The 25,165-nt window shown below is 62.1% G+C and carries 20 protein-coding genes; 9 read left to right on the top strand and 11 right to left on the bottom strand.

Going from position 1 to position 25,165, the window contains the following annotated elements; translation table 11 throughout:
* Positions 1–5 precede the first annotated feature (5 nt).
* From ACFWAD_RS17685 to ACFWAD_RS17670, 4 genes are all read right to left on the bottom strand, one after another.
* On the bottom strand, positions 6–1,115 hold the full coding sequence (locus ACFWAD_RS17685; protein WP_378546045.1) for a DUF917 domain-containing protein: 1,110 nt from the start codon (positions 1,113–1,115) through the stop codon (positions 6–8).
* Positions 1,112–2,713 carry a hydantoinase/oxoprolinase N-terminal domain-containing protein gene (locus ACFWAD_RS17680; RefSeq protein ID WP_378546042.1) on the bottom strand — a complete coding sequence of 534 codons (1,602 nt, stop codon included), beginning with the start codon at positions 2,711–2,713 and terminating at the stop codon, positions 1,112–1,114. The genes ACFWAD_RS17685 and ACFWAD_RS17680 overlap by 4 nt, the downstream gene beginning before the upstream one ends.
* 29 nt (positions 2,714–2,742) lie before the next feature.
* Positions 2,743–4,110 carry a purine-cytosine permease family protein gene (locus ACFWAD_RS17675; protein ID WP_378546039.1) on the bottom strand — a complete coding sequence of 456 codons (1,368 nt, stop codon included), beginning with the start codon at positions 4,108–4,110 and terminating at the stop codon, positions 2,743–2,745.
* 151 nt (positions 4,111–4,261) lie between these two features.
* The gene (locus tag ACFWAD_RS17670; RefSeq protein ID WP_378546036.1) at positions 4,262–4,993 is read right to left on the bottom strand and encodes an SDR family oxidoreductase; all 732 of its coding nucleotides are present in this window, start codon (positions 4,991–4,993) and stop codon (positions 4,262–4,264) included.
* Between the two features lie 244 nt (positions 4,994–5,237).
* Between ACFWAD_RS17670 and ACFWAD_RS17665 the strand changes: the two genes are divergently transcribed.
* The gene (locus ACFWAD_RS17665) at positions 5,238–5,378 is read left to right on the top strand and encodes a hypothetical protein (RefSeq protein WP_003941170.1); all 141 of its coding nucleotides are present in this window, start codon (positions 5,238–5,240) and stop codon (positions 5,376–5,378) included.
* Here ACFWAD_RS17665 and ACFWAD_RS17660 read toward each other — a convergent pair.
* Complete coding sequence (locus ACFWAD_RS17660; protein WP_378546033.1) at positions 5,366–5,692, bottom strand: hypothetical protein; 327 nt, start codon at positions 5,690–5,692, stop codon at positions 5,366–5,368. The genes ACFWAD_RS17665 and ACFWAD_RS17660 overlap by 13 nt on opposite strands.
* On the opposite strand from ACFWAD_RS17660, the gene ACFWAD_RS17655 reads away from it, so the two are divergent.
* The 6 genes from ACFWAD_RS17655 to ACFWAD_RS17630 all read left to right on the top strand — a co-directional run bounded on the left by ACFWAD_RS17655 (position 5,682) and on the right by ACFWAD_RS17630 (position 16,020).
* A complete protein-coding gene (locus ACFWAD_RS17655) occupies positions 5,682–6,158 on the top strand; it encodes a hypothetical protein (RefSeq protein WP_378546030.1) in 477 nt (158 codons plus the stop codon). The genes ACFWAD_RS17660 and ACFWAD_RS17655 overlap by 11 nt on opposite strands.
* A gap of 425 nt (positions 6,159–6,583) precedes the next feature.
* Positions 6,584–8,437 (top strand): BCCT family transporter, encoded by a 1,854-nt coding sequence (locus tag ACFWAD_RS17650; RefSeq protein ID WP_378546027.1) that lies wholly within the window; start codon positions 6,584–6,586, stop codon positions 8,435–8,437.
* Positions 8,438–8,559: 122 nt separating this feature from the next.
* The gene (locus tag ACFWAD_RS17645) at positions 8,560–12,453 is read left to right on the top strand and encodes a Pls/PosA family non-ribosomal peptide synthetase (protein WP_378546673.1); all 3,894 of its coding nucleotides are present in this window, start codon (positions 8,560–8,562) and stop codon (positions 12,451–12,453) included.
* An 11-nt stretch (positions 12,454–12,464) separates the two neighbouring features.
* A complete protein-coding gene (locus ACFWAD_RS17640) occupies positions 12,465–13,766 on the top strand; it encodes a M1 family metallopeptidase (RefSeq protein WP_378546670.1) in 1,302 nt (433 codons plus the stop codon).
* A gap of 161 nt (positions 13,767–13,927) precedes the next feature.
* On the top strand, positions 13,928–14,443 hold the full coding sequence (locus ACFWAD_RS17635) for a hypothetical protein (protein WP_378546024.1): 516 nt from the start codon (positions 13,928–13,930) through the stop codon (positions 14,441–14,443).
* A gap of 11 nt (positions 14,444–14,454) precedes the next feature.
* Entirely contained in the window at positions 14,455–16,020 is a 1,566-nt protein-coding gene (locus tag ACFWAD_RS17630) for an SPFH domain-containing protein (protein WP_378546021.1), read from the top strand.
* 47 nt (positions 16,021–16,067) lie between these two features.
* Here ACFWAD_RS17630 and ACFWAD_RS17625 read toward each other — a convergent pair whose 3' ends face one another.
* Positions 16,068–17,342: an MFS transporter gene (locus ACFWAD_RS17625; protein WP_378546018.1), complete on the bottom strand. Its 1,275-nt coding sequence runs from the start codon at positions 17,340–17,342 to the stop codon at positions 16,068–16,070.
* On the bottom strand, positions 17,342–17,986 hold the full coding sequence (locus ACFWAD_RS17620) for a GntR family transcriptional regulator (RefSeq protein ID WP_378546015.1): 645 nt from the start codon (positions 17,984–17,986) through the stop codon (positions 17,342–17,344). The genes ACFWAD_RS17625 and ACFWAD_RS17620 overlap by 1 nt, the downstream gene beginning before the upstream one ends.
* Positions 17,987–18,161: 175 nt before the next feature.
* Between ACFWAD_RS17620 and ACFWAD_RS17615 the strand changes: the two genes are divergently transcribed.
* On the top strand, positions 18,162–19,283 hold the full coding sequence (locus ACFWAD_RS17615) for a GGDEF domain-containing protein (protein WP_378546012.1): 1,122 nt from the start codon (positions 18,162–18,164) through the stop codon (positions 19,281–19,283).
* A 14-nt stretch (positions 19,284–19,297) separates the two neighbouring features.
* Here ACFWAD_RS17615 and ACFWAD_RS17610 read toward each other — a convergent pair whose 3' ends face one another.
* The 4 genes from ACFWAD_RS17610 to ACFWAD_RS17595 form a co-directional block, all read right to left on the bottom strand.
* Complete coding sequence (locus tag ACFWAD_RS17610) at positions 19,298–20,095, bottom strand: SDR family NAD(P)-dependent oxidoreductase (protein ID WP_378546009.1); 798 nt, start codon at positions 20,093–20,095, stop codon at positions 19,298–19,300.
* 78 nt (positions 20,096–20,173) lie between these two features.
* Complete coding sequence (locus ACFWAD_RS17605; RefSeq protein ID WP_378546007.1) at positions 20,174–20,863, bottom strand: class F sortase; 690 nt, start codon at positions 20,861–20,863, stop codon at positions 20,174–20,176.
* Positions 20,864–20,992: 129 nt separating this feature from the next.
* On the bottom strand, positions 20,993–22,471 hold the full coding sequence (locus tag ACFWAD_RS17600; protein WP_378546004.1) for a hypothetical protein: 1,479 nt from the start codon (positions 22,469–22,471) through the stop codon (positions 20,993–20,995).
* A gap of 623 nt (positions 22,472–23,094) precedes the next feature.
* Entirely contained in the window at positions 23,095–23,553 is a 459-nt protein-coding gene (locus ACFWAD_RS17595; protein WP_378546001.1) for a carboxymuconolactone decarboxylase family protein, read from the bottom strand.
* A gap of 49 nt (positions 23,554–23,602) precedes the next feature.
* Between ACFWAD_RS17595 and ACFWAD_RS17590 the strand changes: the two genes are divergently transcribed.
* Positions 23,603–24,994, top strand: a complete 1,392-nt coding sequence (locus tag ACFWAD_RS17590; RefSeq protein ID WP_378545998.1) for a PLP-dependent aminotransferase family protein — start codon at positions 23,603–23,605, stop codon at positions 24,992–24,994.
* The last annotated feature ends 171 nt before the right edge of the window (positions 24,995–25,165 follow it).

The raw sequence follows: 25,165 nt of genomic DNA, 5'->3' as shown, positions 1-25,165 counted from the left end.
GCTCGCTATTCTGCCAGTACAGGTTGCTCGAGTGTCTCCACCGGCAGGAACGGGCGATCGAGTCCGAAACTTGCCGGACCGAACACCGCCAGTGCCTCCGGGGTTCTCATGATGGGTGGGGTCGCGATCCCGATGACCGCAACGCGCTGCCCGTACCGCAGGCCCTCGGTGGTGATGGGTTCGGCGGTATCGGCCTCGACGATGCAGATAAGGTCTGGCACGATCGCCACCATCACTCCGGATTGCACGGCGATCAGATTCTCGTTCTGGAACTGAACTTCCAGCTCTTCGTCTCCGACGCCGGCGATCCGCACCGAACCCCGAGCGAACCCCTCATCGGTTCGCCGGTCGACATCGATCACCTTGCCGTGAAAGAGAACTCGCCCGTATCCGTAGAGCGTGTCGGCGAGACTGTCGACAAGCGCCTGCACCGGGTCCACCCGCTGCTCACGTGAAAGTCTGATGGACCGGCCGATGGTCAAGGCCAACGACAGAGTCCGTGGGATCGCCGTCCGCTTCACATCTGCACCCGTCATCGAATACTGCGCGATGTGCGCCATCCCACCGAACCTCGACGTCACCCCGCGGGCGAGGCCTTCCAATCTGCTGTTGTCACTTCCGGTGTCGAAGATCGCCACCTCGTCGTGCTCGTTCGCCATGGCGAGCGGACTCGCCGAAATCCCGTACACCGAGAAGGTTTCCATCTCGAGCTGAGGAAAGGCTCGTCCCATCCCGTCGGCGTCGACAACCGGCAGGCCGCGCCGTGCGGCGACCAGCAACGGAATCATCGAATTGATCCCGCCGCACTCCATCGGCATCGTGGCATCTGCAGTTCGACCCGTGTGCTTCTCCAACGTGATCAGCGCCAGCTCGGGTTCGGTTCCGCGCGGCATCTTTTCGACCACAACGGTCGGTGCACCCATCTGCGCGACGGGGATCACCCACGCGTCGTCGTCGAGCTCCTCCGGATGGAGAATCGTGATTTCACCGGCTTCCCCGAGCGCCTGCGTGACCAACATCTTGCCGACGAACGGATCTCCCCCGCCGCCGGTGCCCAACAAGGCAGCGCCCCTGGCGAGGTCGTCGAGGTCCGCCGTGCGTAGTGTCCAACTCATCGTGAGCCCTCCTGACCGGTGGAGACCAGACCACTGTGCAGCGCCAAGTCGCCACTGTGCAGTGCCAGATCCCCGACTGCCTTCACTCGAATACGTGTTGCGTTGCCCGGCAGATACGGAATCGGGACCTCGTCAAACTCCACGATCTGCACCGACTCGGGCCGTGCGCCTGCGGCGACTGCCCGGTCGATCGCCTCCTGGCGAGCGTCGTCGGCAAAGACCTGCCGGTGCCCGTCTCGCACCGCTTCGACACGGTCGACTTCACCACTGACCTGCGCGATCGCGGCGCCGATGGCATTGGCAACGTCGAAACGCTCAGGGCGAATCACTGCGCCAAGGCCGGGAAGTTCGCGTTCCAGCAATACCGATCCCCCGCCTACCGCCACCACCGGTAACGGGTCCGACGTGGTCCGCATTTGCTCCACGGCGTCGGCGACTCTCCTCGAGATCCGTTCGAGAGCCGTCGACACCAACCCGCGGTCGAGGTGTGCCACCGCACTGTGGTCGCCGACGTCGGCCAAACCCGCAGCGACCGCGATATCTGTAGCCGTCAACGTGTCTCCTCCGAAGACGAGTGCTCGTGAGCCCAATTCGTACCCCACCGATTCCGGCCCCACCGTGAGCCCGTCCGCATCCACCAACGAACCACCACCGATACCGATCGAGAAGACATCCGGCATGCGGAAGTTGGTCCGTACTCCGGCGACCGTCACCTCGGTGGTTGCTTCCCGCGGAAAGCCATTGGTCAGTACGCCGACGTCCGTGGTGGTACCTCCGATGTCGATCACCGCACAGCTCGCCAGACCGGAAAGCACAGCGGCGCCGCGCATGGAGTTGGTCGGTCCTGACGCGAAAGTTGCCACCGGATAACGTCTTGCGTACTCGATGTCCATCAAGGTGCCGTCGTTCTGACTCAGATAGAGCGGTGCGACGATGCCGTGCTCGACCAACGAACGGGCAAGACCGTCGACGATGTGATCGGCAAGCTCGCGCAGTGCTGCGTTGATGATGGTCGCGTTCTCACGCTGGAGTAGACCCACTCGCCCGATCTCGTGCGAGAGCGAAATTGCGACGTCCGGTCCGAGTTCCTCGCGCACGATCTCCGCGGCAACCGCTTCGCATTCGAGATTGACTGGAGAAAACACCGAAGATATTGCGACCGAACGTGTACCGCTACGAGCCATGTCCGCGGCGTGGCGGCGGATCTCGTCGGGATCCAACGGTGAGATGCGACGACCGTCGAACTCGTGCCCACCGTGAGCGAGGTAGCGCCTTCCCTGCAAGGCGGAGACCAGGTCTCGTGGCCACCCCACCATCGGGGGCAGAGCCGCAGTCGCCGGAAGCCCCAATCGCAGAGCCGCAGTGGGAGCAAGCCCGCGCTGCTCGATGAGAGCATTGAGAAAGTGCGTCGTCCCGATCATCACAGCTTGAACAGCATTGGGAGAGAACGAGTACTGCTGCTGCAGCGCCGTCAGAGCTCCGCCGATTCCGCCGGTGATGTCTTTGCTGGTCGAGTGTTTGACATGCCCGATGACGGTGGTCCCGTCCATCAGGACCGCGTCGGTGTTTGTACCACCGACGTCGATTCCGATTCGCATCGTGAACTCCTGTCTACAGTTTATGGTCTCTAGTGAGTGAGAGCGGACGAGCCCGAAGGTTCCTGCGGCGCTTCGGTTGCGGTGCGTCCGACTCCGCGAATCAGGCCGAGTCGACCCGCGACGACGTAGAGAACGAATGCCGAGGCCACCGCGTTGATCGACGGCAGTCCGAAGGTGCTGTAGTGGCCGATCAGCGCCGAGACGATCCAGATCACCAACGTGGCCGGTACCCAGGTGGGCGCCGAACTCGGAAGGGTACCGGCGGCGCGGCTCTCCTCCAGATCCTTGCGCCAGGTCTTGACGATGAAGTATTCCGCCACCATGATCCCGGCGATCGGCGGGAATCCGACGCCCAACAGGATCAGGAAGTCGGTGAACGAGTTCAGGATTCCGGCAGCGGCAAGGATCGAACCGGTAACGCCCACAACCGCTGTGACAATAGCGCGGTTGATCCGTCGACCGAACACGACGTCGATGAAATTCACGATGCCGAGGCCGGAACTGTAGAGGTTCCAGTCGTTGATCTTGAAGGTGCCGAGAACGATGATGAGAACGCCGACCCAACCGACCGATGAGAGAATGATCGTGGCGATGTCGGAACTGCGAACGGCGTGGGCAAGAAGAACACCGGTCAGCCCGATCACGTATTCACCCAACGTGATTCCGACGAGCGTCTGCTTCACGACATCGCCCGCCGTGCGGTTGAAACGCGTCATGTCGGGTGTGATCACAGCTCCGGCAATGAAACCGCCTGCGACGATGGTGGTTCCGGCGAGGAAGCTGAGTTCCGGCCCGGCTGGAGCAGATGTCATCAAATCGGACAGCGAGTGATTGTGCAGTTCGGAGATGACGGCCCAACCGACCAGGATCAGGAACAGCGGAACGGTGATGTTGGCGATCAGTTGCATGGATCCGAACCCGCGAAGGACTATCGCGGTGATCAGGAGACCGAAGGCCAGAGCCCACGCCCACTGCGGCAGAAACGGCATGATTCCGTGCAAACCTGATGCAGAGACAGCAGATTGAATGCCGAACCAGCCGATCAGGCTGACCCCGATCACCAGGCCGATCACCGCGGAACCTGCGTGCCCGAATCCACACCAGCGTGCGACCACCGATGTGTTGAGCCCTTCACGAACCCCGATGATGCCGATGAAAATACAGACGACCTCGAGAATCACCGCCCCGACTGTCAATGCCCAGAAGGCATTCCAGAACGTCATACCGTAGCCGAGCGTCGCACCGAGCAAAAACTGTGCGAGTGCCGATACCTGACCGAATCGCTGTACTGCCACCGAGAACCACGAATACCGTGCTTCGTCGGGAACGCGGGTGAGCGCGTAGTCGTCACCGTCGGACACCTCGCCGCCTGCGGCGGTTGTTGATGCTTTGTTCATGACGGACTCCTCGAATAGTTGGGAAGTGTTCTCGGAGAAGACGGTACGAATGTGGCCGGGGTCACGCCTATGGGCGAATCGGCGTTTCTTCGTGTTACGACAATGCATTTCGCACAGTCGTCATTTCACACAGTCGCCACATGGCAAGCGTCTAGCGCAACGCGTACCCGCCGTCGGGGTACAGCGTGGAACCCGTTGTGTACGTGTTGGTGAAGAGATAGAACACCGCTTGCGCGATCTCGTCTTCGTTCCCGACGCGCCCGAGCACGTTGTTCTCGGCGCTCCAGGTGAACGCCGCCTCGCGAACCTCTGCCGGGCGCTGAGCCCAGAGATGCCCGTCGATGGTTCCGGGAGCGACGGTGTTGACGCGAATGGGAGACAGTTCAACCGCCAGCCCCCGCCCGAGCCCCTCGATTGCCGCATTGGCCGCAACGTATGCCGCGGCAGCCGCGGGTGGTCGCACACTGGCGGCGCCGGACATGAGGACCACCGATGCGGTGGGTGTCAGCTTGTCGAGCGCAGCGTGCACTACGCGGTACTGTCCCCAGAACTTGGATGTGAACGGCGACGCCGCTTCCTCGACGCTCTGCTCACGGAACGAGCCGACCTGGTAGTCGGCGGCCGTGGTGAAGAGCGCGTCGACGCTGGGGATGTTTGCGAAGAACGCTTTCACCGAGTCGTCGTCGGAGGTGTCGACGGTGAACCAGTGCGCCGATTCACCCAGCTGCGCGACTGCTGCTTCGAGTGTGGATACCGTTCGGCCGCCGAGAACCACCTGCGCGCCTGCGTCGACGGCAAGCTGCGCCACTCGCAGCCCGATGCCAGTGCCGCCGCCGATCAGTACGACGGTCTTGCCTGAGAGAGAAGAAGGTGTCGTTGTCATGCAGCGACTGTAAGGCTCACCGAATTGTCCCGACATGTGCAGAATGCACAGATTTCACTACAACACGGTGCTAAGTATCCAGACATAGTTGGTAGAGGCTGCCGCCAACGAAGATCCCGCTTGACGACGTTTGCTGCTTCGAAACTGCCATCACATCTATTCCTCCTTCGAGTTCGCTTGTAACAAAACAACTCCCGCGACCGAAGATGTCGGTGAACCACAACAGCGAAGGGAAGTAACGACTATGGGATCAGCAGACGTCATGGCCTGGCTCGCCGAGGGTTACCTCGCCGGCGATCCGATTCGCTATCCGCTCTACGTCGGATCGATGTTCCTGGCAATGCCGTTCCAGTTGATCGGCGTAATTCTGGGTCACCCCTTCTGAATCCTGACATCGGGCCAGGGCGGTCGACGTAGAACGGCCAGAGTTGCGATCACCGCGGCAGCCAGCCCGATGAACTCCCCCATCAAAGCCGCCCTGGTGTGATCGACAGCCGGTGACCACGACGGCTCGCCCTCGTGGATCGAGAACACTCCAACTGGCACCGGAATCGGGTCGCCGCGCCACCGCCGATGCAGACGCGAAACCGTGATGATCGTCGATCCGTCGCTGGTCTGGTGAGGTTCACCGAAGATCGTCGAGGTCCCTGATTCCGCTCGTGCTCGCTCCACCGCATCACGAATCTCCATGGTCCCCATCGTCGCATCGAAACAGCAGGGTCGCATCGGAACAGCAGCACTGTGCGAGTATCGATCGATGGCCGAATGGTGGAATCCGAGCAGGCGCGTCGAGCGATGGTGGCAGACGATCGTGCTGGCCTGGCTTCTCGTTTTCTTCGGCCCAAGCACCGTCGACAAGGTCATCACAGAACCCACAGCCTGGAATTGGGCATGGCTCGCAATCTGGCTTTTCGCGACGGTCGGATCTGCTTACTTCGCCGTCGAAGCCTGGCGCACCAGGAACAATCCTCAGCCGGCGCCGGGGGAAGGGACAACTGCACCCTCCGAGATACCCGCCGACGACGTCTGCAGCGCACTCGCGTCGACTAACGGCCGCATCCCGGCAATCAGAGCACTACGCGAACAACATCCGGGCTTGGGCCTGAAGGACGCGATGGATTTGATCGACGCCCAGCGGGGAGAACGGGGCCCGCAGGGCCAATAGTTGCGACCATCACAATCACAGTTAGGTATCGGAAACACACTGCCGCGATCGAGCGAGCACTCCAGGAGTTAACCGCCTGACAGACAGGCTGATTCGCCGAGTTTGACAAAAGTGATCGACCGATGAGAGTCAACCCGACCGATTCAACTCACCGTACCAATCGAATTCGCCTCTCATGAATTCCGAAAGAGCCCAATCTCGCTATCGTTCAACGGTTTACAACCGAAGAAGCGCCTGTAAGCGGTATTTTTCGCGACAGTGCAGCATCTTTCGTCCAGTTGAGTTGACCGAAACTTGACGTTACGTTGAATTTCAAAGCAATAGCCCGGTCTTGACCTGCGATGGTGTGAGCGAAACGCCCACCTACGCGTGACACGTGGCCGCCCGAATGGGCGCTGTGAATGCCTGAACGTTCGAGGAGTGGAATGACTGCGGTCAAAACTGCGTGGCGTGAACTACGGAAACCCGTGTTCATCCCCGCGTCGATAGTGATCTTTGCCCTGATCGCCTTTGCCGTGATCTATGCGGGAACCGCTGCGGATGCATTCGAAACGCTCAACGACGTGATCAGCGACGGCGTCGGCTGGTGGTACATCCTCTCTGCTACCGGTTTCGTGATCTTTGCGCTGTACTGCGGAATCAGCCGCATCGGCAACATCCGATTGGGGCGCGACGACGAGCAACCCGAGTTCGGCATGCTCTCGTGGTTCGCGATGCTCTTCAGTGCCGGGATGGGCATCGGCCTCGTGTTCTACGGAGTGGCAGAACCCCTTTCGCACTATGTGAACCCTCCCGTCGCCGGGCAGATCGCGGGATCCACGGACGCCGCAGCCAATCAAGCGATGGAACTGACTCTGTTCCACTGGGGCCTGCATGCATGGGCGATCTACGTCGTCGTCGGTCTGGGTCTGGCATACATGACTTATCGCAAGGGTCGCCCGCTGTCGATCCGTTGGCTGCTCGAGCCACTGCTCGGACGCGCTCGTATCGAGGGAAAGATCGGCCATGCCATCGACGTCGTCGCCATCGTCGGCACGTTGTTCGGCGTCGCGACGTCACTGGGCTTCGGTGTCCAGCAGATCTCAGCCGGCCTCGACTACCTCGGCTGGGTGGAGACCGACAACTGGTTGGTCATCACCATCATCGTCATCGTGACGGGTATGGCCACCTTCTCGGTCGTCTCCGGCGTCACCAAGGGCCTCAAGTGGCTCTCCAACATCAACATGATGCTCGCCGCAGCGCTGGCCCTGTTCGTCCTGATTCTGGGACCGACACTGTTCCTGATGCAGTCGTGGGTGCAGAACCTCGGCGGATACGTCCAGGCCTTGCCCGAACTGATGCTGCGCACGTCCCCGTTCGCCGAAGACGGCTGGCAGGGCGCCTGGACCATCTTCTACTGGGGTTGGTGGATGAGCTGGGCACCGTTCGTCGGCATGTTCATCGCGCGCATCTCACGTGGCCGCACCATCCGCGAATTCGTCTTCGGTGTGCTGCTGGCCCCGACGCTGGTCGGGTCGCTGTGGTTCACGATCTTCGGTAATTCCGGCATTCTTCGTCAGCGCAACGAGGGCACGATGCTCGACGCATCCGGCGCAGTGGACACCAACACGTCACTGTTCACGCTTCTCGACGGACTTCCGCTCGGAACGATTTCGAGTGTCCTCGCGATCGTCGTGATCGTGTTCTTCTTCGTCACGTCCGCGGATTCCGGCTCGATAGTCATCGACATCCTCGCGACGGGTGGCAGCCTGGAGACCTCCAAGATCACCCGCGTCTACTGGACGTTCCTCTCCGGCGCCGCCGCCGCGGTTCTCCTCATCGTGGGTGGCAGTGGATCGCTCACGGCGCTGCAGACCGTTGCCATCGCCACCGCCGTGCCGTTCTCGGTCATCATGGTGCTTGCATGTCTGTCGATGCTGAAGGCCTTCCGGTACGAGGTCGCTTCGGCACCGCGCTACCTGCGGGTTTCGACAAATACCTCGGCGTCGACCGACGTTCCGCAACCCACCGAGAAACGGCTCCGCGATCTGAGAATCTCGTCCACCTTCGCCGGGCTCACCCCGTCGCAAATCGGGATCACTACGGAACCCTCCGACGCCCACATGCTCGTCGCGGTGCACGAAGTTCCCGCCCATGCGGTCAACATCGACCCGGATACCGGCGCTGTCGATTTCTCCGAGGATTCGAGGGTCGTCGATCCGCTGGGCGGAGAGGTGTTCGACACACCCGAGTTCGCCGACTCGGCAGAAGGCCACGCCCAAGCTGCCAGTACGGACTGACCGGCACGTTCGGCATGTTGCATTAGGCATATCTGTTCACCAACTCGCAAACTTGTCATGAGACTTTCAACTCGACAGTTCGCAGGACTCTAAGTTTCGTGAGTAGAACAGGACCAACGGGTTTGCCACTCCAGTCGCAGTCGGAGACGGAACAATCTTTCGGGATACCGTCCGTATTCCTACGGTCGGCGCATGCACCTGCGCCGCGCACGCTCATCGACATCGTGCGGGCCTCAGCCGAGGCCAACCCGGAAGCACCTGCCATCGACGACGGCGACACCACACTGTCGTACTCGGAGTTGCTCGACGAGATCGAGCTCGGTGCGCGCTGGCTCGGTGATGCCGGCGTCGGCGCAGGTGACCGCGTCGGAATCAGGATGCCGTCTGGTTCACGTTCGCTGTACGTGGCGATCCTGTCGATCCTCGCGGCGGGCGCAGCCTATGTGCCCGTCGACGCCGACGATCCGGAAGAGCGCGCCGAGTTGGTCTTCGGCGAGGCGCAGGTAGCGGCGATCATCACCGGCGACGGTATCCAGCCAGGGACGGCGCCGAAGCGACTCGAACATCCTCCGGTTCGCGAGCCCGAACCCGACGACGACGCCTGGATCATCTTCACCTCCGGATCCACCGGGACCCCCAAGGGCGTCGCGGTCACCCATCTCAACGCCGCGGCGTTCGTCGACGCCGAGGCGCGCATGTTCCTCCAGGACGAGCCCATCGGGCCGGGCGACCGCGTCCTCGCGGGACTCTCCGTGGCATTCGACGCGTCCTGCGAGGAGATGTGGCTTGCATGGCGTCACGGCGCCTGCCTCGTCCCGGCACCTCGTTCGCTGGTCCGCAGCGGTATGGACCTCGGCCCGTGGCTGGTCTCGCGAGACGTCAGCATCGTCTCCACCGTGCCGACGCTTGCGTCTCTGTGGCCGGCCGAAGCTCTCGAAGCCGTTCGACTCCTGATCTTCGGCGGCGAAGCCTGCCCACCCGAACTGGCCGAGCGCCTCGCCGTCGAGGGCCGTGAGGTCTGGAACACGTACGGCCCCACCGAGGCAACCGTCGTGGCCTGCGGCGCGCTGATGGACGGCAAGAGCCCCGTCAGTATCGGCCTCCCCCTCGACGGCTGGGACCTTGCCGTCGTCGACGCCCAGAGCAATCCCGTCGCGGTCGGTGAGGTCGGCGAGCTGGTGATCGGCGGAGTCGGCCTGGCCCGCTACCTCGATCCCGCGAAGGACGCCGAGAAGTACGCGTCGATGCCCTCGCTCGGGTGGAAACGCGCGTATCGGAGCGGCGACCTGGTCCGGCTCGAGACCACCGGCCTGATGTTCCAGGGCCGCGCGGACGATCAGGTCAAGCTCGGCGGCAGGCGCATCGAACTCGGTGAAGTCGACAATGCTTTGCAGAACCTGCCGGGCGTCAGCGGCGCTGCCGCAGCCGTGAAGAAAACGGCCGCCGGCAATCAAATCCTCGTCGGATACATCGCGAGCACGGATCCCGACTTCGATCTCAAAGCCGCTCACGCTTTGCTCAGCGAACAGCTGCCGGCAGCCCTCGTGCCGCGTCTGGCATTGATGGACGACCTTCCGACGCGCACGTCAGGCAAGGTCGACCGCAATGCCCTGCCGTGGCCGTTGCCAGGCGCCGGCGAGGACGCCGGGGCCGCATTGGGACTCGACGGCACCGCTGCGTGGGTTGCCGGCCTGTGGGGATCGATCCTGGGCGCCCAGATCACCGGACTCGACGACGACTTCTTCGAAGTGGGCGGTGGATCCCTCTCCGCTGCTCAGCTGGTGACCGCCCTGCGCGAGCGGTTCCCCGAAGTGACCGTCGCACAGCTCTACGATCATCCACGGTTGGGCTCACTCGCCGAATATCTCGACGAATTGGCGCCCACCGAAACTGTCGAGCCGCGCATCGTCGCTCCGACTCCGTTGAAAACGCAGCTGGCGCAGATCGCCGTCACCGTTCCGCTCACGACGCTCACCGGACTGCAATGGGTGACCTGGCTGGCGATCGCGAACAACGTCCTCGGCTGGTTCGTCGACGCGAAATGGGCTCCCAGCATCTCGTGGTGGTGGATCCTGTTGGCGTTCATCGTGTTCATCACGCCGATCGGGCGCATGACGATCGCCGTCGTCGGAGCGCGACTGCTCCTCCGCAAGCTGGAACCAGGCACATATCCGCGAGGAGGTAGTGAGCATCTGCGTCTGTGGATAGCGCTGCGACTCACCGAAGCCAGTGGCGCAGCCAATCTTTCGGGTGCACCGTGGATGCTGTACTACGCACGCGCCCTCGGTGCCGACATCGGCAGCGGCGTCGATCTCCACACACTTCCCCCCATCACCGGCATGCTCGAACTCGGTGACGGTTGCTCCGTCGAACCCGAAGTCGACCTCTCCGGTCATTGGATCGACGGCGACGTCATTCACATCGGCGAGATCAAGATCGGTGACGGCGCCTCCGTCGGTTCACGCTCGACGCTTCTGCCCGGCGCACGTATCGGTCGCGACGCCGTCGTCGAACCCGGATCGGCGGTGTTCGGCCGCGTCAAAGCGAACCAGCAGTGGGCCGGATCCCCGGCGGTCAAGATCGGCAAAGCAAATCACCCGTGGCCGTCCGAACATCCCAAGCGCGCGCCTGGCTGGGTTCCGGTGTACGGCGTCACCTCGATCTTCCTGGCCGGCATGCCTATCTTTGCGCTGATGACCGGGATCGCTTTGATCGGTTGGTGGGTTCGGGACACCGAGACTCTCGGGAACGCAGTACTTCAGTCGATGATCATTCTCCCTTTGGCGACTGTCTTGTCCCTGCTCGTCTTTGCTCTCGTGACGCTGGTTGCCGTTCGTCTTCTCTCGATCGGGATGACCCCCGGCTACCACCCGGTCCGCAGCCGCGTCGGCTGGCAGGTGTGGGCGACCGAACGACTGCTCGACTCCGCCAGGACCTTCCTCTTCCCCCTCTACGCCAGCCTGCTGACGCCGGGTTGGCTCCGTCTCCTGGGTGCCAAGATCGGCAAGAACGTCGAAGCATCCACGGTGCTCCTGCTTCCCAAGTTCACGACGGTCGCCGACGGTGCATTCCTCGCCGACGACACCATGGTCGCGAGCTACGGCCTCGGCGGCGGCTGGATGCACATCGAACAGGCAAAGATCGGCAAGCGTGCGTTCCTCGGAAACTCCGGCATGACCGCACCCGGTCGACGCGTCCCGAAGAACGGTCTGGTGGCCGTCCTGTCCGCTACCCCATCCAAGGCGAAGTCCGGATCATCCTGGCTCGGCAGTCCGCCGGTACGTCTGCGGAGGGCTGCCGGGGACACCGACGCTGCCCGTACGTTCAATCCGCCGACGCGCCTCAAGATCGCCCGTGGAGTGGTCGAAACCTGCCGTCTGATCCCGGTCATGGTGACGTTCGGTATCGGCCTCGGTGTTCTGTTTGCACTCGAAGCGATGGTCGTCGCCGTCGGATACTGGTTCGCGGCGCTGCTGAGCGGCGTAGTTCTGCTCGTCGCCGGAGCAGTTGCAGGCGCGATCACCATCGCTGCCAAGTGGATCGTCGTGGGACGCATCACCAAGGTCGAGCATCCGTTGTGGAGTTCGTTCGTCTGGCGCAATGAAGTGGCCGATGCGTTCGTCGAGACCGTCGCCGCACCGTGGTTCGCCCGCGCGGCGACTGGTACTGCCGTACTGAACATCTTCCTGCGCGGGCTCGGGGCGAAAATCGGCAAGGGCGTTTGGTGTGAGTCCTACTGGCTACCCGAGGCAGATCTTGTGACTTTGGGCGACGGGGCGACGGTGGAACGGGGGTGCGTCGTGCAAACTCATCTCTTCCATGATCGGATCATGTCCATGGATACCGTCACTCTGGGAGCAGGAGCAACACTGGGACCGCATTGTGTCGCGCTACCCGCAGCCGGCATCGGCGCGGGAGCGACAGTCGGGCCTGCATCTCTGGTGATGCGAGGTGACACCGTTCCGCCTTCCACGCGCTGGCAGGGCAACCCGATTGCACCGTGGGCGGCCTCGTGAAGCCGAACCGCATGCTCGAGGAGCCGCTCGATCCGTACCTGCCGCACAACGGCAACCGCGGTTACCGCGTGTCTCGGTACGAACTGGAACTGACGTACAAGGTCTTCAGTAACCGTCTCGCGGGCAAAGCCGTCATCACCGCAGTCACCACCGAGAGCCGATCCAAGTTCAGCTTCGACCTCGCACAGAACTTGCAGGTGTCCAAGGTGTCCGTCAACGGTGCGCGCGGCACCAAGTACGCGCACCAGAACAACAAGCTGGTCGTCACACCGTCCACCAAGATTCCCGCTGGCGGTGCGCTGTCGGTCACCATCGCGTACAACGGCAATCCCGAGCCGATCAAAAGCCTGTGGGGCGAGGTCGGCTGGGAGGAACTCGACGAAGGAATACTGGTCGCAAGTCAGCCCAACGGCGCTGCATCCTGGTTCCCCTGCGACGACCATCCGATTTCCAAAGCGTCGTACCGCATTTCGATCACCACCGATTCGCCGTTCTACGCCCTCGCCAACGGCAAGCTGATCCGCAAGCAGACCCGCGCGAGTCAGACCACGTGGGTCTACGAGCAGACCGAACCGATGGCAACCTATCTGGCCACCATTCAGATCGGCCAGTATGAGCACCGGCAGGTGAGCGCCGGTCCGGTGCCGGTCTTCGCCGTTCACCCCCCGCGACTGCGCGCAGCGTTCGACATCGATTTCGGTCGTCAGCCCCAGATGTTGGAAGTCTTCGGAAAACTGTTCGGGCCGTACCCTTTTGCCGACTACACGGCTGTGGTCACCGACGACGAACTCGAAATCCCCATCGAAGCGCAGGGTCTCTCGATCTTCGGAGCCAACCACTGCACCGGCAGGCGCGGTTCCGAACGTCTTGTCGCGCACGAGCTTGCCCACCAGTGGTTCGGCAACAGTCTCACTCTCGGACAATGGTGCGACATCTGGCTGCACGAAGGCTTTGCCTGTTATGCGGAGTGGATCTGGTCCGAGAATTCCGGCGGCCCGTCCTCCGACCAATTGGCCGCCAACGCCTATCAGGGGCTCCGGCGCAAACCTCAGTTCTTGATCATCGGAAATCCTGGGCCTGCCCACATGTTCGACGATCGAATCTACAAGCGGGGCGCGTTGACTCTGCACGCCCTGCGCGGCGTCCTCGGAGACGAGAAGTTCTTCGAACTGATCCGTCAGTGGACCACGAAGCATCGGCACAGCACGGTCAGCACCGAGCAATTCACCGATCTTGCTTCACGTTTCACCGACACTCCACTGCGGCCTCTCTGGGATGCATGGTTGAATCAACGCTTCCTACCTCGACTCTGACGCTTACCCGCCGTACCACCACACAGCCGTACCACCACGCCGAAACATTCCGAATGCGCCGATTAGCTTTGTCTTACCTTTACTATAGAGGTGGGCCGAGGGACGACCCCGACAACACAAATTTCAGGGCACGCTTCCTCGACAGGTAGATCGGGGGATCGATGTTCGTTGTATTCACAATATGTTTCGTGATCGGAGTTGTCGCTCTGATCGGAGCCTTTGCCGTCGGCGAGGTTGCGGATCTGGGCGGCGGCCACGCAGACGGGCTGCCGTTTCTGAGCCTGACAACTTTGGCCACAGCACTTTTCGGCTTCGGCGCCGGCGGCGTAGCTGCCACTCTCGCGGACGCTCCGACGTTGGTTGCGGTGATTGCGGCAGTCGCACTCGCCGCCGTTCTCGTTGTCGTCACGCGCGGACTTCTCCTCCCTTATCTCCTGAAGCAACAAGATAATTCGCACATCGGGCGAGATTCATACTCCGGACTACTGGGCACAGTCACCCTCACGATCGCCGCCGAAGGCTGGGGAGAAGTCTCGTTTGTCGATGCCGACGGCAATCGCGTGCAGGCGAAGGCAATCAGTTCACAGCCGGTGGCGCTCACCACCGGCACCACCGTCTACATCGCCGATGTGGACGATCAATACCTTCACGTCGTCACGGTTGACGACGCGATCTAAGGACTCGATACATGCTGGCAATCATCATCATTGCAGTTGTAGTCGCGGTAATCATCTTCATCGTTCTACCCGCGATCTACGTGAAGAACTACGTCAAGGTCCCACCGAACGAAGTGGCGGTCTTCACCGGTCGCGGCAAGCCGAAAGTGGTACGCGGCGGTGCCCGATTCAAGATTCCCGGCATCGAACGTGTCGACATCATGTCTCTCGAACCGTTCAACGTCAGCATCAACCTCAAGAACGCACTCTCCAACGACGGCGTTCCGGTCAATGTCGAGGCAGTCGGACTGGTACGGATCGGTTCCGCCGACGAAGCGGTTCAGACAGCGGTGCAACGATTCCTGACCTCCGATCTCGACGAGCTGCAGCAGCAGATCAACGAAATCCTCGCGGGCAGTCTGCGCGGAATCACCGCAACCATGACCGTCGAGGACTTGAACTCCAACCGCGACTCCCTCGCCCGCAGCGTGGTCGAGGAGGCAGGCGGCGACCTTGCCCGCATCGGCATGGAAGTCGATGTCATCAAGATCGCGGGAATCTCCGACTTCAACGGCTATCTCGAGTCGCTGGGTCAGCGCCGTATCGCCGAGGTCAAACGCGATGCTGCGATCGGAACTGCTGAAGCAGAGCGTGATTCGCAGATTCAGTCGGCAAAAGCGCGCCAGGCAGGATCCGTCGCACAGGCAGAAGCCGACACCGCGATCGCCAGTGCGAATCAGAAGCGCGACGTCGAACTCGCTCGCCTGCGAGCTCAGACCGAAGCCGAGAACGCCGAAGCCGACCAGGCTGGACCACTCGCGCAGGCAACGGCCGAGAAGGCCGTCGGCATCGCACGTGAGCAGGCCGAGGCGGCCCGCGTCGAGGCTCGCACCGAGGTCGAGCGTCGTCGCGCCCAGCAATCGGAAGCGGCGTTGCAGGCAGATGTCATTGCACCGGCCGAGGCCGAACGCCAAGCCTCCATCGCACGCGCAGAAGGTGAACGGCAGGCTGCGATCCTCCGCGCGCAGGCACAGGCCGAGTCCGCAAGGCAGGCCGGTGGCGCTCAGGCCGATGCACGAAAGCTCGTCGCCGACGCCGTTCGCGCTGAGCAGCAGGCTGACGCCGACGGCCTGCGAGCACGTCTGGAAGCCGAAGCTGACGGACGCAAGGTAGCGGCCGACGCCGTTCGCGCCGAGCAGCAAGCCGAGGCGGATGGTTTGCGCGCCAAGCTCGAAGCGGAGGCGGCCGGTAAGCGTCAGATCGCCGAGGCGCTCAATTCCTACACCCCGCAGGCGGCACAGTTGCTCACTCTGCCAGACGTTCTGGCGGCACTGGTGGACGCCACCGCAGCGGCAGCGAAGCCGGTCGGAGACATCGATCGCATCTCGATCGTCGGAGGCAGCGACGGGGCGCAGGGCTCGATCGGTTCGATCCTGGGCATCAGTCCCCAGGTGATTGCCGGCGTCATCGAAACTCTCGAGAGCTCAGGCGTCGATATCACCGGCTTGCTCAACGGCCTGAACAAGGCGGCACCGACGCCTTCAGTACACAGTTCGGTTCACAGCTCCGAGAACGGGTCCGCAACTGTAGATGCATGATTCACCCGGTCCGCCGACTCTCGCGGGAGTCGGCGGACCCGGCGGCGTCATGCAGTCGGAAGATGTGAACGCGACTTGAAAAGGATCAGCACCAGGCAAGCAGCTGCGGCAACTGATCCGAACAGAAGAGTCACCGTATAACTCAGCGCCGGAATGCTTTCCGAGAGCATTGCCAGCAGAGCCGGCACGGCAAACCCGATGTAGGTGATCGAGTAGAACACTGCCGTCAGCCCTGCCAGATCATCTGGCCCCGCGATTCGCTGGATCTCCAGCAATCCGGACACCAATGCCATGCCGTACCCGCAGCCGAGGATCGCTGCGGCGACGATCGCGACTGCCACGGTCAGCGTCGACGCAACCAGAGCAGCGGCCGCCATGCCGACCACCAGAAACACCAGCGCAACCACAGCGCCCCGCGCACTACGGTCGGTATCGATCTTGCGCCCCAACGACTGAATCGCGAAACCGCATGTCAGCGCAACCATGCACAGCAAAGCCGAAAAGGCCACGGGCGCATCACCGCTGTGCCCGGTCATCAGCGACGGAATGACTGCATACGCGACACTGGCAGCACCGAACACCCACGGAGCCAAGGGAACAACGACGTAGAGAAATCTGCGATGGCCCACCGAAGGGATCTTGAGGTCGTCGATCAACCTGCGTCGATCGGATTTCTCCTGTGCCGGTCGGGTTTCAGGCGCACGCCACAGCGCCACGCCCGCAATTACGGTGATCACGATGTGCAGCACGTACGCCAACGCGCTCGGCATGGGCGCCCACTGCGCCAAGATTCCCGCAGCACCTGCCCCCAACGCGAAGCCGGCGGTCAGACTCATCGCTGCTCGCCGGGCTCCCGCACCTTCCGATGCCGCCGAATCCCAAGGCTGCGTGGACAACTCCTTTACCCACGAACCGCCGACGGCCATGCCGATCCCCAAGGCGATGCCGCAGAGGATTCTTCCCAAGATCAGGACAGCGGCGGAGTCGGCACCGAAAGCGAGAAGCGTCGAACCGGCGATCGCGATGATCGGTGCCGGAAGCATGATCGGGCGTCGGCCCAATCGATCTGACAGCGGTCCGCCGAGCAGAAGGGCAGGCACGATCCCGACCACGTAGGCGAAGAGGAAGAAGTCGACCATCACGGGCGAATAGCCGTGGTCGAGTCGGTACATCACCAGCAGCGGAGTGAATTCGTTACCGCCCCAGGCCGCGGCGAACATACTGGCGGCGACGGTCAGCCACAGCCAGTTCCCACCGCTGCCACGTTCGCTGCCGGGACGACGATCGACCGCGGTCCCTGCGCCCATAGTTTGGGTACTCATCACAGAGTTCCTTCGAAGCCGAGGCCGTGCACCTGGCGCATGTGTGTGAGGACGGCAGTGTTGTAACCGTCAGCATCGCCGGATTCGACGAGATCGGTCAGCGCGGTGTGGTCCGCGAGTATCCGAGGTAGCTGGCCAGGGTCGCGCGAGATCGACCGTGCAGTCATCCGTCGTTGCCTGTCGCGCAGACTCGCGTAGAACGAGTCGAGCAAAGGGTTCCCACCGGCGGCAACGATCATCTTGTGAAAGTCGGCGTCGATTGCGCTGAATGCGGCCACGTCCCCGCGGTCAGCAATCTCACGTTGCTCGATCAGATTCGCGCGCAACGCTGCGACAAGCACTTCGCGTGCGTGCGGTCGGACCGACACCACTCGAACGCTCTGAGTCTCGACGAGTTGTCTGGCACTGACTACGTGTTCCGCTTCCCCGTCCGCGACCGGGACGATCAGCGCCCCCTTCTTCGGGTAGAGGCGCATCCAACCTTCCGATTCGAGACGCAGAAACGCCTCACGCACCGGCGTGCGGCTCACATTGGTCCGTGCGGCGATGTCACCCTCACTGATCAACTCCCCTCCGGCAAGCTCGCCGGAAAGGATCAGTTCCTTGACTTCGCGGAAGACGGTTTCGGAAGCGGAATACAACATAGACACAAGATGTATTTATACTCCATGCTGGCCCAACCCCGTCTCTCGGGTCATCGATCCGAACATCTCAGTCCAATGCGGCATCGGCCCAGTTAGCATTGCAAGGTGCAGGACAGAAGAGGAGTCGGTTCACGATGCGCGGTACACACCCCCGCCATCGCACACTGAAGCGCCCATGACGTCGCAGATGAAGTCCATGAGGACGCTGACCCGCGAGTGGTTGGTTCTTCCCGATCAATACGACCGCTTCACTCGCTACCTTCGCGATAACGGCCTGACTGCCGTCACCCGGCTACTTCTTGGCATCATCGTCATCGGGCTCGGCGTGTGCTCACTGCTCAATCGGTTCAGCCCGTCCGGTCCGACAAGCCCTGTTGCTCTGTTCTTCAACACCGTCGTCACGCTCGCATGTTTCGCGGTCGGAATCGCCTGGTGGACATTCGGCCCGACCAAGCGTAGATCGTTCGGCTTCGTGGTCTTCTGCGACGTTGCGGTCTCGATCGCCATACTCGGCGACTCGGCACCGCTCGCACGTCTGCTCACTTGCGTCATCTACGCACTGATCGGCATCTACATCGCCTATTTTCACAATCCGAAGTTGCAGGTCGCACACCTGACCTTCTCGGTTGTGATGATCGTGGTGGCTGCGGAGCCGATCCTCTTCGGACCGGATCGCGATCCTGCGCTGGGCGTTTCGAAAATGTTGGTTGTCGTCACTGCGCTCATGATCTGCGCGTTCATCTCGCAGATCGTGCTGACGATGCTCAGTATGGACGCATCCAGCTCCGACCTGGATCCACTCACCGGTCTCCTGAACCGTCGTGGTCTCGACCGCCACGTCGAGAAGGTACTCGAGGGGTTCCAGCGTCAGGAATCTGCGGCACTACTCGTGATCGCGATCGACATCGACCGGTTCAAGACGATCAACGACGTCCACGGTCACGACGTCGGCGATCGCATCATTCTTCGAGTGGCACAGCGCTTGTCGTCCTGGGCGCATGCCGATGCTGTCGTCGCGCGAGTCGGTGGCGACGAATTCGTCCTCGTACAACGACTTCCTGTCCCGGCAATCGGCCCGATGCTCGACTCGATCGGGCCGGCAATGCACTCGAACGCCGACGAGATCCCGTCGACGTCGAGCATCGGAATCGCCGTGCGTTCCCACAAATTCGTCGCCGGAGAAGAGCGCGCAGCAGCGTTCACGGACATGCAGAAAGTCGCTGATTCGGCGATGTACGAAAGCAAGAGACTCGGTGGCGGACGCGTTCACACGATCGTCACCACCGCGACCAGGTAGCCGTACGCGAGGTATCAGTAGTAGACCGGCCCCGGCACTCCCCCACCGACAGCCACTGCGTCCCCCGTGATTGCGATGCTCCGCGGCGATGCCAGGAAAGTCACGACGTCCGCTACTTCTTCGGCGTCGATGATCCGGTGAATCGAGTTCGTCGCGATGCCCTCTTCCACCTGCGCAGGCGAACGGCCGGATTCTTCCGACTCGCGCGCGATCCGTGCGGTCAACCTTTCGGTTCGCGTAACCCCCGGATGGACGACGGTGACGTTGATTCCCTTGGGGCCCAGCTCGTCTGCAAGATTCTTGGTCAGCGCCGACACACTGACGTTGCGGATCGTGTGGGCGATCGAAGTGGCCTGTCTGGCCCCCAAGCCGCTGATGTTGATGATCCGGCCCCAGCCTTGATCGATCAGATATGGCGCTACTGCGCGTGCAGTGCGCAGGTACCCCAGCACTTTGACGTCGAGCTCACCACGCACGACATCATCGGAGGTCGCCTCCAAGTCGAACGATGGCCCCGCACTGAACGGCGTCGCAGCCGAGTTGACCAGAATGTCGACGCCGCCGAACTCCTCGACCACCCGCCGCACCGACGCCTGGACCGAATCGTCGTCACGCGTGTCGGTCGCGATGCCGACAGCTCGAACTCCGAACTCCGAAGCCAAATCTCGGGCAACGTCCACGACAGTCGATTCCGTCCGCGCAAGTATCGCGACATCAACCCCTTCAGCTGCGAGACCTCTGGCAATGGCCAGGCCGATCCCCTTGCTCCCGCCGGCGACAATGGCACGTTTCCCAGAAAGGTGAAGATCCATGCCTGCGACACTATCCAACAGGTAGTCCCCGATCTCTACGACGAGAGATCGGGGACCGTGGGCGCAATTTCCAGTGAGTCAGACCATCAGGTCCGCGTACAGGTAGACGTTGTCGGCGTAGTTCCCCACACCGTCCTCGAATTGGAGTTCACCGCCGCAGGTGACAACAGCCAACTTGCGGGCGCCCTCCGGGCCGGCCAACACGCTTTCCTCGACGCCGTCGGCCTTCGGACGCGTCGTCACGGCAGTCACCTTCCACGACGTGCTCTTGCCGGTCGCGTCGGATGTACGGATCACTTCACCTGGTTCGATCGTGCCCAGGTCGAACAGTGCGCCGTTACCCTGGCCGGTCAAATTGACGTGTCCGGCAATCAAAGTCGTGCCGGTGACCGAGTCGAGGGCGGCACCGTCGAGCCAGATTCCGACGTTCTTGACGTTCTCCGGCGGAGTGAGGACGCCGTCAGGGACTGTGGCGTCCACGATCGGCGCCTGAACACCCACCGGATCGAGCGAAAGGGTGTTGGGAGTCATCAACGCATCCGCCGGCGCTGCCGGATTCGCGGAGTGCGACATGACAACTCCCGGACTCGGCGGAATCGCAGCATTGTCATCGGAGGATCGTAGGCCGACGAAGGCCATGGAAGCACCAGCGACAAGCACCGCGATGACAGCCAGGATGAACGCGACACGACGCCCCTTAGCGGGACTCGCGGGCTGGTCGTGGTTGGGATCGTCGTATGGATTGGGATCCGACTCGTACATTGTCATCGAACTGTCTCCTGCGGGATGAGGCACCCCCGGCACCTCTTGCGAATTGACGCCCCCTGCGTCTGATCAGTGTCGGCACCGATCACACAGCCTGTGATCGGTGCCGACGTCTACTGCTTGTGCCTGGCGTCAGGAACGCTTGCGGCGGAGAGCAACTGCTCCGGCAGCAGCCATTCCGACCATGCCGAGACCTGTCACTGCGACGGCGACGTTACGGCCTGAATTCTGTTCAGCAGCACCACCGTCGATGGCAACCGGCCGAGGTCCTGTGGCCGGCTTCGGAGTCGCCGGTGCCGGAGTCGCAGGCGTGGCAACCGGCTGCGACGGAACAGGAACACCGGGAACTACGGGCACGACCGGCACAATCGGAATGATGGGCACGATCGGAACTATGGGCACTATGGGCACGATCGGAACGACGGGAGTTGCGGGTGTCGTCGTTGCGGGCGTCGTTGTTGCCGGTGTTGTCGTTGCCGGTGTCGTCGTTGCGGGCGTCGTTGTTGCCGGTGTTGTCGTGGGCACTGCGGCATATCCGACGCTGGCGGATGCATTCATCGAAGCGGGCCGAACGGTGTCGAACGACGCGAAGATCTGGCATTCCGCCCCGGCAGTGTTCCAGTGCAGGTTCTCGACCGAATCCGGAATGACGCTTGCGGTCACGGAGTAGTCCCCGCTGTTCGCAGCGGTGAGGCAAAGATCAACGGCGGTCGGTGCATCTCCGCGACCGTCGACCGTCAATTGGTTTCCACTCAGCGTCGCCTTGCCGTTGTCGCCACAGACAGTGAGTTCGGTTCCCGCCGAAGACTGAACACTGATCGGCTTCCGGTACATATTCGTGTTCAGGGTGAAAACGGCGGTTTCTCCGGCTTTCAGGGTGCCGGTCGCCGGCGTCTTGCGAGCAAGGTCGAGCGTTTGCGTGACGTTCATGATCTCGACGATGCGAGCACGCTCGTCTGCGCCGAGATTCCTGTCGCACAAACCTTTGAAGTCGGCCATCAGCGGATTGTCGTAGTCCGAGACACACCACACCAGCGTCTGGCGCGCCGAGCGCGCATCTTCACTGCCATTGCCCGAGACGCTGCCGTCGAGCTTGGCAGGATTCTGCAGCAACCAACTGATGACAGCGAGATCGTCGGCCGACAGATCGGGATTGCCCGAAGACGGCACGGTCGGCCCCATCTCGTCGTTGTGCTTGTCGACGGGCAAGCCGTTCTCGTCGACGCCGGCACAGGGATCGAGATCGAAGTCCGTGCAGTACATCCATTCCGACTTCGCGATTCCGTCGACGTCGCGAACACCGCAGACCGGCGCGTCGACCGCGGTCGAGGTACCCCGATCAGTAGTGCCGTACAGCGGCACGATGTTGCCGTCGTTGTAATGTTCGAGTCGAACACCTGCGATGTCGAGCATCTGCTCCGAGGGTGTGTACTCGGTGCCCTCGCACAGCCCGGCAGTGAATGCCGGAGCCGCCGCGGCTCGCACCGGCAGCGGCGCGGAGACAGCCGGCGAAGCAAAAGCAACGCTACTGCCGGCTACCGTCACGGCAATAGCTGCAGTTAGCGAGAGCCGGAGAGCAAGCGGCCTCCGCCGTGAACCAGACACAGTCATCAAAGCTTCCCTTTCAAGACATTTCGGTAGCGGGGAGGTTGCCTGGATTCCCAAGGCCACGCTGTCCAGCACTCACTTCCGAGAGGATAGGCCAGTTACTTATGGCAACCAGCCAGTTACTAGAAGGCAATGTAGTGCATGTTTCAAGAAAGTACACATGCTCATCCAGCCTTTGAGCGCAGCGACGCCCCACGGGTAACGAGTTAGCCAAGCCGGTGACTGAAACCTTGTCCAACCGCACAACCGTCACGATCAACCCAAAAATGGCTCACCCAACCCAGACGATCCCGTCATTTCTCGGCCGCTAGCCAGTAGGTAACTCATGGATTCCAAGGAAACCCACAGGAAGGGACGCTTTCGGTCCGCGCGCAAAATGAAGGGGCCCGCGTGGCGGGCCCCTTCATGGGAGATTTCAACCGAGACTGCTTTGTCGGAATTCGGACAACCTGTCCGCGCTCGGCACGCTCGTCCGATGGTTCATAATGTGATTTGCATCACATTCAATGATTCAGTCGGTTTTGTTCACACTCGTAATCAATCTTTTGGTCGCCTTTGGGGCGATTACCTAAATCTTCGGCTGAGACAAAGGACCCCGGATCGAACGCAGAGGATGCGACTCGGGGTCAGCTTCGAACCGGAGGCGCCTTCCTCGTGGTCACCGCGATGCGATTCCACGCATTGATCGTCAAGATGACGCTGATGAGCTGGGCCAGTTCCACGTCCGAGAATTCGCCGGCCGTCTCGCTGTACACCCCGTCCGGAACGAAACCGTCGGTGAGGACTGTGACGGCCTCGGTCAAGGCGAGAGCGGCGCGTTCGCGATCGGAGTACATCCCTCGCGCTTCTTCCCACGCGCTCAGCAGATACAGCTTCTGCTCCGTCACACCGACCTTTCGAGCATCACGTGTGTGCATGTCCAAGCACCATGCGCAGTGATTCAGCTGCGACGCGCGGGTGAGGACCAATTCGACAAGCGTCGGCTCCAGCCCCTGACGCGCAGCGGCATCCAACGCAATCATCGCCTTGTAGACCTCGGGCGCCAGCTTCGCAATGTCGATTCGTTGGCCTGTTGTTGTAGTCATACCTAAACCGTAAGCCCGAAAAGACCCCGAAACGTGGTTCAATCCGGTGATGAATTCATGGGCCAATCTTGGGTTCGATCTGCATGTCGAACTACCGCACGGAATTGGAGTTCGAGCCGCGTTGCTACAGACGCTTCGCGACGCGATCGACAGTGGGCTGTTGAAACCTGGCACCAGGCTTCCACCCTCTCGCACCCTGGCACTCGACCTCGGCGTCGCACGAAACACCGTTGCGGACTGCTATGCCGAGCTTGCTGCAGCTGGATGGCTCGTCACACGGCAGGGTTCGGGGACCGTAGTCGCTTCGCTCGCCGACGCACACATTCGCGGGACCGATCCGTCGCCGACAAGACCGCGCTTCACCTACAGCCTTCTCCCCGGATCGCCGGACGCGTCGGCGTTTCCCCGCGCTGCATGGATTTCCTCCGCCAGGCGGGCGTTGACTGCCGCACCGAACGACGCATTCGCCGCCACTGACCCCAGAGGCCGAGTCGAGCTCCGAAACGCCCTCACCACCTATTTGAGCCGAGCCAGAGGAGTTCGCGTCGACCCGAACCGCATAGTGATCAGTGCCAGCTCGGGTCACGGGATCTCCCTCCTCGCCCGTGCGCTTGGCGGAGCGATTGCAGTCGATTCGTTCTGCCTTCACCTTCACCGGCAGCTACTTGTCGACGAAGGATTACGAACAGTTCCCATCTCCGTAGACGAATCCGGAACTTGCACAGAAGAATTGGCGTCAACATCCACTCGCAGCGCGCTTCTGACTCCGACGCATCAGTTCCCTCTCGGGGGACCACTGACGCCGGCAAGGCGAGCAACCGCTGTCGAATGGGCCTCGAGCACGGGCGGCGTCATCATCGAAGACGACTACGACGGCGAATTCCGTTATGACAGAAAGCCTGTCGGAGCACTCCAAGGCATCGCACCGCAGCAGGTTGCCTACCTGGGCACTGTCAGCAAGACACTGTCGCCGGCGATTCGAATTGGGTGGATGGTGTTGCCGGACAGGCTGATCGAACCCGTTCTCGCAACAAAGGGACCCTACGAACGCTGGGTCAGTTCAACGGATCAATTGACTTTGGCAGACTTCATCGAGTCCGGAAGATTCGACAGCCATATTCGGAAGATGCGCGCCACTTACCGACGACGACGCGATCAACTGGTTGCGACGCTCGCTCAGCAGGTACCTCAGGTCCGGATCGAGGGGATCTCCGCGGGACTTCACGCTGTGGTCCGGCTGCCTTCAGGAAGCGAACAGGCCGTGCTTGCTGCTGCTCAGACGTCCGATCTCGGCCTCGAAGGGCTCTCGACCTTCCGGCACCCCGACGTGTCGTCAGTCGGCGATGACGGCATCGTCGTCGGCTACAGCACGCCGACACAATTTCAGTATCCGAGGACGCTGGATGTGCTGTGCGAGGCGCTACAGGCGGCGCTGCGCTAAGTGCCCACGAGTTTTGCCGGTTCTCCCGGCCCACCCCGCCAGCCCTGCCCCAGCGAACGTACCGTTCATCTCGTTGAGGCGGGCTCAACCGGTGATTGCAACGGCCCTGATCTGGGGAGATGACAGATGGGTCGATCTGGGGTCGCCGCGAGCGAAGAACAGGTCGCTACA

The sequence above is a fragment of the Rhodococcus sp. NPDC059969 genome, from assembly GCF_042738325.1.
GTDB lineage: Bacteria > Actinomycetota > Actinomycetes > Mycobacteriales > Mycobacteriaceae > Rhodococcus_F.
The sequence above is the reverse complement of the archived record's forward strand: the minus strand, read 5'-3'. Positions and strand labels throughout refer to the sequence as shown.

Excerpts from the sequence above, each read along its gene's own strand:
- ACFWAD_RS17685 (WP_378546045.1), bottom strand. The coding sequence starts at position 1,115 with ATGAGTTGGACACTACGCACGGCGGACCTCGACGACCTCGCCAGGGGC.
- ACFWAD_RS17680 (WP_378546042.1), bottom strand. The coding sequence starts at position 2,713 with ATGCGAATCGGAATCGACGTCGGTGGTACAAACACCGACGCGGTCCTG.
- ACFWAD_RS17675 (WP_378546039.1), bottom strand. The coding sequence starts at position 4,110 with ATGAACAAAGCATCAACAACCGCCGCAGGCGGCGAGGTGTCCGACGGT.
- ACFWAD_RS17670 (WP_378546036.1), bottom strand. The coding sequence starts at position 4,993 with ATGACAACGACACCTTCTTCTCTCTCAGGCAAGACCGTCGTACTGATC.
- ACFWAD_RS17665 (WP_003941170.1), top strand. The coding sequence starts at position 5,238 with ATGGGATCAGCAGACGTCATGGCCTGGCTCGCCGAGGGTTACCTCGCC.
- ACFWAD_RS17655 (WP_378546030.1), top strand. The coding sequence starts at position 5,682 with ATGGTCCCCATCGTCGCATCGAAACAGCAGGGTCGCATCGGAACAGCA.
- ACFWAD_RS17660 (WP_378546033.1), bottom strand. The coding sequence starts at position 5,692 with ATGGGGACCATGGAGATTCGTGATGCGGTGGAGCGAGCACGAGCGGAA.
- ACFWAD_RS17650 (WP_378546027.1), top strand. The coding sequence starts at position 6,584 with ATGACTGCGGTCAAAACTGCGTGGCGTGAACTACGGAAACCCGTGTTC.
- ACFWAD_RS17640 (WP_378546670.1), top strand. The coding sequence starts at position 12,465 with ATGCTCGAGGAGCCGCTCGATCCGTACCTGCCGCACAACGGCAACCGC.
- ACFWAD_RS17635 (WP_378546024.1), top strand. The coding sequence starts at position 13,928 with ATGTTCGTTGTATTCACAATATGTTTCGTGATCGGAGTTGTCGCTCTG.
- ACFWAD_RS17630 (WP_378546021.1), top strand. The coding sequence starts at position 14,455 with ATGCTGGCAATCATCATCATTGCAGTTGTAGTCGCGGTAATCATCTTC.
- ACFWAD_RS17625 (WP_378546018.1), bottom strand. The coding sequence starts at position 17,342 with ATGAGTACCCAAACTATGGGCGCAGGGACCGCGGTCGATCGTCGTCCC.
- ACFWAD_RS17620 (WP_378546015.1), bottom strand. The coding sequence starts at position 17,986 with ATGTTGTATTCCGCTTCCGAAACCGTCTTCCGCGAAGTCAAGGAACTG.
- ACFWAD_RS17615 (WP_378546012.1), top strand. The coding sequence starts at position 18,162 with ATGACGTCGCAGATGAAGTCCATGAGGACGCTGACCCGCGAGTGGTTG.
- ACFWAD_RS17610 (WP_378546009.1), bottom strand. The coding sequence starts at position 20,095 with ATGGATCTTCACCTTTCTGGGAAACGTGCCATTGTCGCCGGCGGGAGC.
- ACFWAD_RS17605 (WP_378546007.1), bottom strand. The coding sequence starts at position 20,863 with ATGACAATGTACGAGTCGGATCCCAATCCATACGACGATCCCAACCAC.
- ACFWAD_RS17600 (WP_378546004.1), bottom strand. The coding sequence starts at position 22,471 with ATGACTGTGTCTGGTTCACGGCGGAGGCCGCTTGCTCTCCGGCTCTCG.
- ACFWAD_RS17595 (WP_378546001.1), bottom strand. The coding sequence starts at position 23,553 with ATGACTACAACAACAGGCCAACGAATCGACATTGCGAAGCTGGCGCCC.
- ACFWAD_RS17590 (WP_378545998.1), top strand. The coding sequence starts at position 23,603 with ATGAATTCATGGGCCAATCTTGGGTTCGATCTGCATGTCGAACTACCG.